We start from the raw sequence: 13547 nt of genomic DNA, 5'->3' as shown, positions 1-13547 counted from the left end.
TCGAACCAAGAGGCCCTCATAGACGGTCGGCCTGTCAGCCGGCATAATTTGAACGGAGGCCGTAACATCGAATAGGGCCGGGACGATTTCCATGAGTGTATCGCCCGGTCGAATAACACCGCCGATCGTCGATGCTTTTAGATTGAGAACCTCACCCGAAACAGGCGCCGTGATCACGGATCGTTCGACCACATCCTGAGCGGCCTCCAATTGCTCTCTAGCCACTTGAAGATCGGAGCTGGCCTGCAAAATCTCAGTCGCCCACCGCTGCGCCGTTCGGGCTCTGGCTTGACCGATCTGAGCGCGCAGATCCCGTTCATTGGCCAGCGCGTCGGCGCGCTCGCCTTCCAGCCGCGAGACATCCCCTTCGAGAGAGGCAACAAGACGCTCCACCTCCGTTAAGCGGTCCCGCCGTGCCAACTGTTCGGCAACCATCGCGGCAATAACCTCCCGCTCGGACCTCGCCGAAGTCAAGGCTCTCTTGCCGATCTCAATTTCATCGGAGCGTGAGCGTTGTAGCTGTTGCGCCGTATTGATCCGTGCATTCAGGACCGCAATATCCGAGGATAGCGCAAGACGCTCCTGATCAAAGGATGTCGTTTCACGCTGCATGATCGACGCGCGTTCAACGGGGTCCAGTGCCAGATCATCAAGGTCCGAGAAAGATAGTTTGGGCAGATTTTCGTTAAGCGCTTCCAGACGGTCAATTGTCGCGGACTTGGCGGCATATTGCTGAATGACTTGATTGCGGTTGGACCGCGAGGCGGTTGATTTGAGCACGACAAGCGTGTCGCCGGCCTCGACTAGGCTGCCTTCTCTGACCATCAGCTGTTCAATGATCCCGCCTTCAAAATGTTGAACCTGTTGACGATCATTTTCAACGATGATCTTTCCGACCGCCGCGACGCCCTCTTCCAGTGGCGCTAGTCCCGCCCACAGAATGAACCCGCCGAAGCCAAGCACGCAAATTAAAGACATCTTGCGCACCAGAGGATCACGCGGGGTCCGAGTCTTGGATCTAACCGTCATGCGGTTTTCCCCTGAACTGTCGAAAGTCGCTGGGGTTCTGGTCCTGCCGAGGGCACGAGACTAGCCAGATAACGCTGTGCATCTGCTGTCACCACACCGCCTTCGCGGATAGCGAGAACGGTATCAGACTGCTCAATCACGGCCCGATCGTGTGTGGCAACGATAACGATCGCCCCGCGGTCCGCCTTCGCTTTAAGAGAGGCGATGACATGCTGTGCTGAGCCTTTGTCGAGGTTGGCTGTCGGCTCATCCAGAACCAGCAGGACTGGCTCGCCAAAGAGCGCTCTGGCATAACCAATCAACTGTGTCTGTCCGGCTGACAGAGGCACCGCTGCAGACGGTCCGATCAGCGTGTCATAGCCGTCCTTCAACGACAGGATCATGTCATGAGCGCCGGCCTCTTGTGCCGCCAAGATAATCGCTTCGGGTTCCGCCTTCCCCATTCTGGCAATATTCTGGGCTATCGATCCTGGCAGAAGCTCAACGCCCTGCGGGACATAGCCAACATAAGGTCCTCGGTCGTCGCTGGCCCACGCGTGAACATCCCGACCGCCTAGGACGACTTTCCCAGAAAACGGGCGCCAAGCCCCGACAACTGTCTGCAGGAGACTGGTTTTGCCACTGCCGATGGGTCCCAGCAGCGTCACTAATGCGCCGCCCTGTACCTGCAGCCGGAAGGGACGGATCAACGCCTCCTCACTGGCCGGGGGGGCTATCGCGAGCCGGTCCAGCACTAGAATGGGCTCTGGGCGAGGGAGAGGCGTGTCAGTGCGCGCGTCGTCCACGCGAATGAACCGTTCACCGAGGTCATCCCAGGCTTCACGGATTGAGGTGATGTTTTTCCAGCCCCCCACAATCTGATCAATGGGAGCGAGTGCACGCCCAAGAATGATCGAGCCTGCAACGATGGCTCCGGGAGAGACTTGTTGCCTGACCGCCAGCGCGCCCCCCGCGCCCAGGACAAGAATCTGTAGCATCTGCCTCACGGACTTTGCTGACGATGCGAAACTGACCTCAGTTTTGCCACCGTTCAGTGCGGTGCCATGCGCGTCTTCTCGGATGGACTTCCAGCGCGATAACGCCCCTTCGGTCAGCCCCATGGACACGATTGCTGAGCGTTGTCGACTAAGGCCCAAAGCGAGCTCGAAAGCCTGGCTATCCTTTTGGCTCGCGGCGAGAAGTGTCGCGCGAGTCGCGCCCTCAGCCGTCACGGCGATGACGACCATCAAGAGGGCGCCGATGAGGCCGATCGTTCCGATCAACGGATGAATAACGAAGAGGATCGCGATGAAAAACGGGGCGAAAGGAAGATCAAAGAACGGTAAAATCGCCTGGTTGGACAGAAACCCTTTGACGCGGGCGGTGTAGCGTAATCGCGACGGAATCGCGACGGCCTCCTGAGGGTCATCGCAGAAATGCGTGAACATATTGTCCGAAATGATTGTATCGAGCTCGACGGATGCAAGGGTTGCCAAACGACGACGCCCGACTTCTGCAGCGGCGTATATTCCGAGCAGGAATATGGAGATAACTGTCAGCCAAATCAGCGTGTCGATGGACCCTGAGGTCAGGATCCGGTCATAGACCTGAAGCATATAGAAGGGTGAGACTAAGAGAAGTAAGTTGGCAACAATCGTAAACCCTAAGATCGGTGCAATATAGGTCGGAATTGCGGCCGCCAGCGACTTAAGCCAACCCATCATGCTGAGTGACGGCGTGTCACGCATGGCTGCTCTCAGGCGGAACTGACAGAGTCCGTTTGATATCCGGGGTGTTGGGCCCAATCATCGACGGCTTCTTGATGCCGGGGAAAGTCACAACGTCATAAAGCTCGGTCACGAGGCCATGAAACACCATGGAATGAATGACATCCCCGCTTGCCAGATCAACAAAATAGAGGCCGCAGCGGGCAGACACGCCAGCCTCTTTCAATCTGTCATCCAAGGCGAGACCACTAAAGGTCTTATTGTCGCGTGGTAAAGACAAGCCAACGACAGCCGTTGTGTCGTCTATGAAGCTAAGCCCCCGGAGATAACCAGGACAGAAGGTGACCGGTACGAAGCATTTCTTCTCTTCATCCACATACCCGAACTCCCCCGTTCCACTATTATTGAGCCATAGTCGACCGGCATGCCACCGCGGCGAGTGCGGCATGGACAGGCCCGAACAGATCGTCTCGCCCGTTTGGACGTCGATCACCACGCCGCCCTTGTCTCGGTGCTCGCGCCAACCGTCGAACACGTCGGTCTGACTGATGAGGGTGACGTAGCGGAGTTTACCATCGCGTATCGCGACGCCATTGAGATGACACCGGTCTTCCGCCGCCAGACGCGATATAAAGTCCGGGCGCCAGACCGGCTCAAAACTATGGCTTCGGCTGGGCCTTGCGACGCAATTGAACAAGGTATTCGCAAACAAGAGGTCGCCATCGCCTTGAATAGCGAGATCATGCGCATCAAGATCCCCGGTAAAATAGGAGAAGCGGGGCGCATAAAGCGCATCCGTTTGCTGAGACCCTATTTGACCGTCGACCAGCAAATTATCGAACCGGATCAGCTGCGTATCACTGGTCACCCAGAAACCTCGATCATCCGTGGCCATGCCTAAACATCGGCCAATGTTGCGATTGAAGCTCCAAAGCTTGGGTGTGGTGTCAGCCTGTCGATCCACCCCGAACAGGATGACCTTCCCGACCTGATAGGTCGTTACGCCAAGGCTGAGCGATTTAGAGTCCAACCATTCGACGAAGCCGCGCGAGCAATCAACCGAAAACGCGACCTCCCGTGAACCGGGGGAATCTGACTTTTCAGTTTGAGACGTTTGTCCATCAAGCATCGTACGATATCCCTGTATCGATAATTTGACCATCGTCGGCGAAGAGCATCAGATCATCCATAAAGTCGAGGAGTTCTGGAGGCATGGCTTCGTACGGGGCTGGCGGCTCCGTGGGGCGCACGACGCCAAAGTCATCAACGCCCAGGGACTGGAAGACACCCAAATGATTTTGGATACCATCACCGGAGTCAACCGAGAGGCTTTGGAAGGTGTCCTCCCCAAGGTCTGTGACACCCACCGCGTCTTCGCGAGAGTTGATCGACTCATCATCGAATGCCGTGAGGGAAAACGCATCGTCCCAGATCAAGAGATTGTCGATCAGCGTATCCGCCTCGAGCGACAGCTCTGTGATCGGGGTTATATCCGTTGTGTCGCCTCCCGTGCTTTCGACGTCAGCCTCCAGAGTCAGATCAACAGGGACGTCAGTCTTGATGGTGGTAAGCTCATCAAAGAGAACCTCCGTCGTTACCGTCGGCTCGGAGAGGCTTGTGAACAGGACCGCATCGTCGTCGGCATCGATCGGCTGATCCTCGAAAGTAGTGAACGCCAACATATCGTCCCAGCTCAACAGATTGTTCGGAGGCTCAATCGCAAAGACCAGGTCTGCTCGCAAGACACCATCCTCCGCAGGAACGGGGGTTGGAGCAACAGGGACGTTACTCTTGATGGTGGTGAACTCGTAGGGAACGTCCGTCGTTGCTGTCGCTTCGTAGCGGTCCAATAACAAGACCCTATCCTCGTTGAAGCTGATCGGCCCATCCTCGACGGGCCTGAACGCCAGCAAATCGTCTCTGAATAAAGGGGTGTTCGGAGGATAAATCGCAAAGATCAGGTCTGCTCTCTCCAGACCATCTTTGACCGGGATAGGGGTCGGAGCGATCAGGGCGTTACTTCTTATCGTTGCGAGTTCGAAGGGAACCTCCGTCGTCGTTTCTGAAATGACATTATCAGACAGCGCAATTGTCACGTCATTGTCCGGCGTACCGGGTTCAAACACACTGGCAGGACCGAGGGTCATCCACGCGTCAATCTGATCGGTCGTCAAACCTAGAGGACCTGTCCCATCAGCGGACCCCGTGCTCTCATCAACGATCATGTCGAACGCAGCCGGATCAGTCAGAGCCCTCGGTCCCTCTATAAGACCCTCCCGCGGATCTGAACTGACATCATCGAACAGCTTAATGGTGCTGTAGGTCTCCGGTTCGCCCGTTCCAATAAAACGGGCCGTACCAGCGGCCATCAAGGCCTCGAACGGATCCATCATCAAGCCTAGAGGAGCTGTTCCATTAGCCGATCCCGTTCCCTCAACGGGGATCATGTGGAGCTCGGCAGGATCAATCAAAACCCTCTGCCCATCCATCAGGTTTTCTCGCGGATCAAAACTGATGTCATCGGATAGCTTAATCGTGCCGCCGAAATCAGACTCTACACTCTGACGCGCGGTTTTCGCGGTCACAGACCCTGTATCAAGGATCACGGTGACACCCTGTTCAACCCGCACCACGGCGTTGCCGTCCGTATAGGCCGTATAGATGAAGCCGTTCCCGTCGTCGATTTGGGTGCCCGCTGTGAAGGTCCCGCTACTGAGATCGACACTGTCGCCCGCATTGCCGCGCACATCGATCGTGGTCATTCCGCCCGAGCGCTCTTCCGTCAGGTCGAATACAGCCTGCGCGTCGAGCGTCAGCGTGTTGTCGCCTGAGCCTGTGATGTCGATGACTTCGATACTGCCGAGGCCGGCATTGCCCGCCGTCGTCGCATCCAGACTCAGCCCCGCACCGTCCAAGACGATCGTGTCACGCCCGGTCCCGCCGCGAATATCGGCGAAATCGAGGCTGGTCACAGTGATGCTATCATCGCCCGCGCCGCCGCGGACAACGTCGTCTGTCGAGATACCCGTGAAGCTATCATTGCCGGCATTACCGGTGAAATTATCGGCCGCGCCTGTCCCAGCGGATGTGACAATTGTCGTGTTTTCCGTGCCCGTTGCCCCGCCAAAGATGACATAACTCTCGCCAGCACCGCCATCGCCATTGGGGTCGCCAACTCTGGCGCCTATGATCAGATCGTCAAAGCCGTCGCCATTGACGTCGCCCGCCGAACTCACAGACCGGCCAGAGATGTCGTTCGCATCGATCCCGTCGATCCGGAAGCCATTGGTGCCGTCGAGCGTCGAGAGATCCAGCGCGCCGCCGGCCACCGCCGCCGCCCCGCCAAAGACGACATAGCTCTCGCCCGCATAGCTATCGCCATTGGGGTCAGCGCGAGGGGCGCCGATGATGAGATCATCAAAGCCGTCACCATTGACGTCGCCCGCAGAACTCACAAACCGGCCAGAGAAGTCGAACGTATCGATCCCGTTGATCCGGAAGCCATTGGTGCCGTCGAGCGTCGAGAGATCCAGCGCGCCGCCGGCCACCGCCGCCGACCCGCCAAAGACAACATAGCTCTCACCCGCATCGCTGCCACCACTGGGGTCAGCGCGATAGGCGCCGATGATGAGATCATCAAAGCCGTCACCATTGACGTCGCCCGCGGAACTCACAGACCGGCCAGAGAAGTCACCAGCATCAATCCCGTCGATCCGGAAGCCATTCGTGCCGTCGAGCGTGGACAGGTCCAGCGCGCCGCCGGCCACCGCCGCCGCCCCACCAAAGACAACATAGCTCTCACCCGCGGCATATTTGCCATTGGGGTCAGCGCGATAGGCGCCAATGATGAGATCATCAAAGCCATCGCCATTGACGTCGCCCGCGGAACTCACAGACCGGCCAGAGTAATCGCTCGCATCGATCCCGTCGATCCGGAAGCCATTGGTCCCGTCGAGCGTCGAGAGATCCAGCGCGCCGCCGGCCACCGCCGCCGACCCGCCAAAGACGACATAACTTTCGCCCGCACCGCTATCGCCATTGGGGTCTGCCCACCTCGCCCCAATGATAAGATCATCAAAGCCGTCGCCATTGACGTCGCCCGCGGAACTCACAGAGATACCGGACTGGTCTCCGACATCAATCCCGTCGAGGCGGAAGCCATTCGTGCCGTCCAGCGTGGACAGGTCCAGCGCGCCGCCGGCCACTGCCGCCACCCCGCCAAAGACGACATAGCTCTCACCCGCACCGCCATTGCCATTAGGGTCAGACTGATAAGCCCCGATAATGAGGTCATCAAAGCCGTCACCATTGACGTCGCCCGCCGAGCTGACGGAATAGCCAGAGATGTCGTTCGCATCGATCCCGTCGATCCGGAAGCCATTGGTCCCGTCGAGCGTCGAGAGATCCAGCGCGCCACCCGCGACAGCCTCTGACCCGCCAAAGACGACATAACTTTCGCCCGCACCGCTATCGCCATTGGGGTCAGCGCGATAGGCGCCGATGATGAAATCATCGAAGCCATCACCATTGACGTCGCCCGCCGAACTCACAGACTGGCCAGAGTAATCGCTCGCATCGATCCCGTCGATCCGGAAGCCATTCGTGCCGTCGAGCGTGGATAAGTCGATAACGGAGACCGTTGTCGCAACTGTCACCCCGTCTTGCACGCGCACGGTCGCATTGCCGTCGGTAAAGATATTATAGGTGACGCCGCCGTCAGTGACCTGCGCGCCCGGTGTCCAGCCTATGAGGGTAACCGTATCGCCCGCATTCCCGCGCACATCGATCGTGGTCGTTCCGCCCGAGCGCTCTTCCGTCAGGTCGAACACAGCCTGCGCGTCGAGCGTCAGCGTATTGTCGCCTGACCCTGTGATATCGATGACTTCGATACTGCCGAGGCCGGCATTGCCCACCGTCGTCGCATCCAGACTAAGCCCCGAACCGTCCAAGACGATCGTGTCACGCCCGGTCCCGCCGCGAATATCGGCGAAGTCGAGGCTGGTCACGGTGATGGTGTCATCGCCCGCGCCGCCGCGGACAACGTCGCCTGTCGCGATACCCGTGAAGCTATCATTGCCGGCATTACCGGTGAAATTGTCCGCAGCGCCCGTCCCAGCGGACGTGACAACTGCCGTGTTTTCCGTGCCCGTTGCCCCGCCAAAGACGACATAGCTCTCCCCGGCTCTCCCGTTTCCATTCGGGTCGGCATCCCGGGCCCCGATGATGAGATCATCATAGCCGTCGCCATTGACGTCGCCCGCGCTGGAAACGGATCGACCAGACTGGTCTTCCACATCAATCCCGTCGAGGCGGAAGCCATTCGTGCCGTCGAGGGTCGACAGGTCCAGCGCGCCGCCGGCCACCGCCGCCGTCCCGCCAAAGACGACATAGCTCTCACCCGCAGAATATTCGCCATTGGGGTCACCGCGCCAAGCACCGATGATCAGATCATCAAAGCCGTCGCCATTGACATCGCCCGCCGAACTGACGGAAAAGCCAGAGAAGTCGCCAACATCAATACCGTTGATCCGGAAGCCATTCGTCCCGTCGAGCGTGGACAGGTCCAGCGCGCCGCCGGCCACCGAGGCTGCCCCGCCAAAGACCACATAACTTTCGCCCGCATCGCTATCGCCATTGGGGTCGCCACCTCTGGCGCCTATGATGAGATCATCAAAACCGTCGCCATTGACGTCGCCCGCCGAGCTGACGGAATAGCCAGACTGGTCATACGCATCGATCCCGTCGATCCGGAAGCCATTGGTCCCGTCGAGCGTCGAGAGATCCAGCGCGCCGCCGGCAACAGCCGCGGCCCCACCAAAGACGACATAGCTCTCACCCGCATAGCTATCGCCATTGGGGGCGCCACCTCTGGCGCCTATGATCAGATCATCAAAGCCGTCACCATTGACGTCGCCCGCCGAGCTGACGGAATAGCCAGACTGGTCATACGCATCGATGCCGTCAAGACGGAAGCCATTGGTCCCGTCGAGCGTCGAGAGATCCAGCGCGCCGCCGGCAACAGCCGCGACCCCACCAAAGACGACATAGCTCTCACCCGCTTTGATATCGCCATTGGGGTCAGCACGAAAGGCGCCGATGATGAGGTCATCAAAGCCATCACCATTGACGTCGCCCGCAGAACTGACGGAAAAGCCAGAGTTGTCACTGGCGTCAATCCCGTCGATCCGGAAGCCATTCGTGCCGTCCAGCGTGGACAGGTCCAGTGCGCCGCCGGCCACCACCGCTGCCCCGCCAAAGATAACATAACTCTCACCCGCAAAATTGTCGCCATTAGGGTCGCCAGCTCTGGCGCCTATGATCAGATCATCAAAGCCGTCGCCATTGACGTCGCCCGCAGAACTCACAGACTGGCCGGATAAGTCAAACGCATCAATCCCGTCGAGGCGGAAGCCATTGGTGCCGTCGAGCGTCGAGAGATCCAGCGCGCCGCCGGCCACCGCCGCCGCCCCGCCAAAGACGACATAACTCTCGCCCGCAGCGCTATCGCCATTGGGGTCAGCGCTATAGGCGCCAATGATGAGGTCATCAAAGCCGTCACCATTGACGTCGCCCGCAGAACTCACAGACTGGCCGGAGAAGTCAGTGATATCGATGCCGTCGATCCGGAAGCCATTGGTGCCATCGAGCGTGGATAAGTCGATGACGGAGACGGTCGTCGCAACTGTCACCCCGTCTTGCACGCGCACGGTCGCATTGCCGTCGGTAAAGATATTATAGGTGACGCCGCCGTCAGTGACTTGCCCTGCCGATGTCCAACCCTGAAGATTGATCGTATCGCCCGCATTCCCGCGCACATCGATCGTGGTCGTTCCGCCCGAGCGCTCTTCCGTCAGGTCGAACACAGCCTGCGCGTCGAGCGTCAGCGTATTGTCGCCTGACCCTGTGATATCGATGACTTCGATACTGCCGAGGCCGGCATTGCCCACCGTCGTCGCATCCAGACTAAGCCCCGCACCGTCCAGCACCAGCGTGTCACGCCCGGTCCCGCCGCGAATATCGGCGAAGTCGAGGCTGGTCGCGGTAATGGTGTCATCGCCCGCGCCGCCGCGGACAACGTCGTCTATCGCGATATCCGTGAAGCTATCATTGCCGGCATTACCCGTGAAATTATCGGCCGCGCCTGTCCCAGCGGATGTGACAATTGTCGTGTTTTCCGTGCCCGTTGCCCCGCCAAAGACGACATAACTCTCGCCAGCACGGGATTCGGCTAAGCTTGCTCCAATGATTAAATCATCGAACCCGTCGCCATTAACGTCACCCGCAGAACTCACAGAACGACCCGAAAGGTCCATCCCGTCAATGCCATCAAGACGGAAACCATTGGTCCCGTCCAACGTTGAGAGATTAAACACGCCCGCCGTACCGGGTGCCGTCGCCCCGCCAAAGATGACATAGGTTTCCCCGGCAAAGGCATCAGCTCCCGCAGCCCCGACAATCAGATCATCGAAACCGTCGCCATTGACGTCACCCGCGGAACTGACAGAAAAGCCAGAGTAGTCGTTCGCATTAATGCCGTTGATCACGAAGCCATTGGTCCCGTCCAGCGTCGAAAGATCAAACACCCCGTTGGTGCCGGGCGCCGTTGCCCCGCCAAACACAACGTAGCTTTCCCCGGCGCCATTAACGCCGTTTGGATCGCCAGAAACTGCTGCAACGATCAGATCATCAAAGCCGTCTCCATTGACGTCGCCCGCAGAACTGATGGTTCTGCCAGACTGGTCATCTGCGTCGATGCCGTCAAGACGGAAGCCGTTGGTCCCGTCCAGCGTCGAGAGATCAAACACGCCATTGGTCCCGGGCGCCGTCGCCCCGCCAAAGATAACATAGCTCTCACCCGCAGAGCTGTCGCCATTAGGGTCGCCACCTCTAGCGCCTATGATCAGATCATCAAAGCCGTCGCCATTGACATCGCCCGCAGACGACACTGTCTCGCCCGAATAGTCATACGCGTCTAAGCCTTCGATACGGAAGCCGTTGGTTCCGTCCAGCGTCGAGAGATCAAACACGCCATTGGTCCCGGGCGCCGTCGCCCCGCCAAAGATAACATAGCTCTCACCGGTATAATTATTGCCATTTGTGTCAGCACGATGAGTCGCGATGATGAGATCATCAAAGCCGTCACCATTGACGTCGCCCGCAGAAGAAACAGAACGGCCTGACTCGTCTCCCGCCTTAACACCGTTGATCACGAAGCCGTTGGTTCCGTCCAGCGTCGAGAGATCAAACACCCCGTTGGTGCCGGGCGCGGTCGCCCCGCCAAAGACGACATAGCTCTCACCGGCCGTGTTATTGCCATTGGGGTCTGAGAATCTCGCCCCAATGATGAGGTCATCAAACCCGTCGCCATTGACGTCCCCCGCCGAAGATACAGAACTGCCTGACTCGTCATCTGCGTCGATGCCGTCAAGACGGAAGCCGTTGGTCCCGTCCAGCGTCGAGAGATCCAGCACCCCGTTCGTGCCCGGCGCGGTCGCCCCGCCAAAGATGACATAGCTTTGCCCAGTATAGCTATCGGCGCCATAAGCCCCGACAATCAGATCATCAAAGCCGTCGCCATTGACGTCGCCCGCAGAAGAGACAGAAAAGCCTGCCTGGTCATTCGCGGCGATACCGTTGATTTGGAAACCGTTAATCCCGTCGAGTCCGGCGAGATTGACGACAGAAACCGGGGCGTTGACCGCCACACTGTCTTGCACGCGCACAGTCGCATTGCCGTCGGTGTAGACATTGTAAGTCACGCCGCCATCGGTAACCTGCGTGCCCGCCGTGAAGCTGCCGCTACTGAGGTCGACACTGNTTCCGCCCGAGCGCTCTTCCGTCAGGTCGAACACAGCCTGCGCGTCGAGCGTCAGCGTATTGTCGCCTGACCCTGTGATATCGATGACTTCGATACTGCCGAGGCCGGCATTGCCCGCCGTCGTCGCATCCAGACTCAGCCCCGCACCGTCCAGCACCAGCGTGTCACGCCCGGTCCCGCCGCGAATATCGGCGAAGTCGAGGCTGGTCACGGTGATGGTGTCATCGCCCGCGCCGCCGCGGACAACGTCGTCTGTCGCGATACCCGTGAAGCTATCATTGCCGGCATTGCCGGTAAAATTATCGGCGGCTATTGTCCCAGCGGACGTGACAACTGTCGTGTTTTCCGTGCCCGTTGCCCCGCCAAAGATGACATAACTTTCGCCCGCACCGCTATCGCCATTAGGGTCTGCATAACGTGCTCCGATTATGAGATCATCAAAGCCGTCGCCATTGACGTCGCCCGCGGAACTCACAGAGATACCGGACTGGTCTCCGACGTCAATCCCGTCGAGGCGGAAGCCATTGGTGCCGTCGAGCGTGGACAGGTCCAGCGCGCCGCCGGCCACCGCCGCCGCCCCGCCAAAGACGACATAGCTTTCACCCGCGCTATTTTCGCCATTGGGGTCAGCAAAAAAGGCGCCAATGATGAGATCATCAAAGCCGTCACCATTGACGTCGCCCGCAGAACTGACGGAACTGCCGGAGAAGTCACTGACATCAATCCCGTCGATGCGGAAGCCATTGGTGCCGTCAAGCGTGGACAGATCCAGTGCGCCGCCCGCCACCGCTGCCGCCCCGCCAAAGACGACATAGCTCTCGCCCGCACCGCTAACACCATTGGGGTCACCGTTGGTTGCCCCGATGATGAGATCATCAAAGCCGTCGCCATTGACATCACCCGCTGCACTCACAGACCGGCCGAAGAAGTCATTGGTATCAATCCCGTCGATCCGGAAGCCATTGGTCCCGTCGAGCGTTGAGAGATCCAGCGCGCCGCCCGCAACAGCCGCTGACCCGCCAAAGACAACATAGCTCTCACCCGCATCGCCAGCGCCATTGGGGTCAGCGCGAAGGGCGCCGATGATGAGATCATCGAAGCCATCACCATTGACGTCGCCTGCCGAACTGACGGAACTGCCGGAGTAGTCATACGCATCGATCCCGTCGATCCGGAAGCCATTGGTCCCGTCGAGCGTTGAGAGATCCAGCGCGCCGCCCGCCACCACCGCTACCCCGCCAAAGATAACGTAGCTTTCCCCGGCGCCATGAGCGGCGTTCGGGTCGCCAGAAAGTGCTGCAACGATCAGATCGTCGAAACCGTCGCCATTGACGTCGCCCGCAGAACTGATGGTTCTGCCGGAGTAGTCATACGCATCGATCCCGTCGATGCGGAAGCCATTCGTGCCGTCGAGGGTTGAGAGATCCAGCGCGCCGCCGGCCACCGCCGTTGCCCCGCCAAAGACAACATAACTTTCGCCCGCACTGCTATCGCCATTGGGGTCTGCCCGCCATGCCCCGATGATGAGATCATCAAAACCGTCACCATTGACGTCGCCCGCCGAGCTGACGGAATAGCCAGAGTAGTCACTCACATCAATCCCGTCGATGCGGAAGCCATTCGTGCCGTCAAGCGTGGACAGATCCAGTGCGCCGCCCGCCACCGCTGCCGCCCCGCCAAAGACGACATAGCTCTCTCCCGCACCGCTAACACCATTGGGGTCACCGTTGGTTGCCCCGATGATGAGATCATCAAAACCGTCGCCATTGACGTCGCCCGCGGAACTCACTGAGATACCGGACTGGTCTCCGACGTCAATCCCGTCGATCCGGAAGCCATTGGTGCCGTCCAATGAAGCCAGACTGAAAGTGGGCTCAGTCAAACTATCAGTCACCGTAATCGCGACCGCTTGGTCCGTTGTGGTGACGCCATCATTGGCGGTGACGACAATGTCATAGACGTTGTTGCCGCCGGCATCGGAGGGCATCTCGAAA

The 13547-nt window shown here is 59.2% G+C and carries 3 protein-coding genes and 2 pseudogenes; all 5 read right to left on the bottom strand.

Features of this window, described 5'->3' with window-relative positions:
- Positions 1-1029 (bottom strand): HlyD family type I secretion periplasmic adaptor subunit (locus tag IE105_RS14905; RefSeq protein WP_189499686.1); only part of this gene is annotated, 1029 nt, incomplete at its 3' end.
- Positions 1026-2756, bottom strand: coding sequence for a type I secretion system permease/ATPase (locus IE105_RS14900; protein WP_189499685.1), 1731 nt, complete (start codon positions 2754-2756; stop codon positions 1026-1028). The genes IE105_RS14905 and IE105_RS14900, both read right to left, overlap by 4 nt.
- Positions 2749-3864: a TIGR03032 family protein gene (locus IE105_RS14895; protein ID WP_189499684.1), complete on the bottom strand. Its 1116-nt coding sequence runs from the start codon at positions 3862-3864 to the stop codon at positions 2749-2751. The genes IE105_RS14900 and IE105_RS14895 overlap by 8 nt, the downstream gene beginning before the upstream one ends.
- Positions 3857-7375, bottom strand: a pseudogene (locus tag IE105_RS15780) (hypothetical protein); the annotation flags it as partial. The gene IE105_RS14895 and the pseudogene IE105_RS15780, both read right to left, overlap by 8 nt.
- 534 nt (positions 7376-7909) lie before the next feature.
- A pseudogene (locus IE105_RS15775) lies at positions 7910-13540 on the bottom strand (hypothetical protein); the annotation flags it as partial.
- Between the last annotated feature and the right edge of the window lie 7 nt (positions 13541-13547).

Source organism: Algimonas arctica (assembly GCF_014652695.1).
Lineage (GTDB): Bacteria > Pseudomonadota > Alphaproteobacteria > Caulobacterales > Maricaulaceae > Litorimonas > Litorimonas arctica.
Note: the sequence above shows the minus strand (reverse complement) of the source record. Positions and strands in the feature narration are given on the sequence as shown.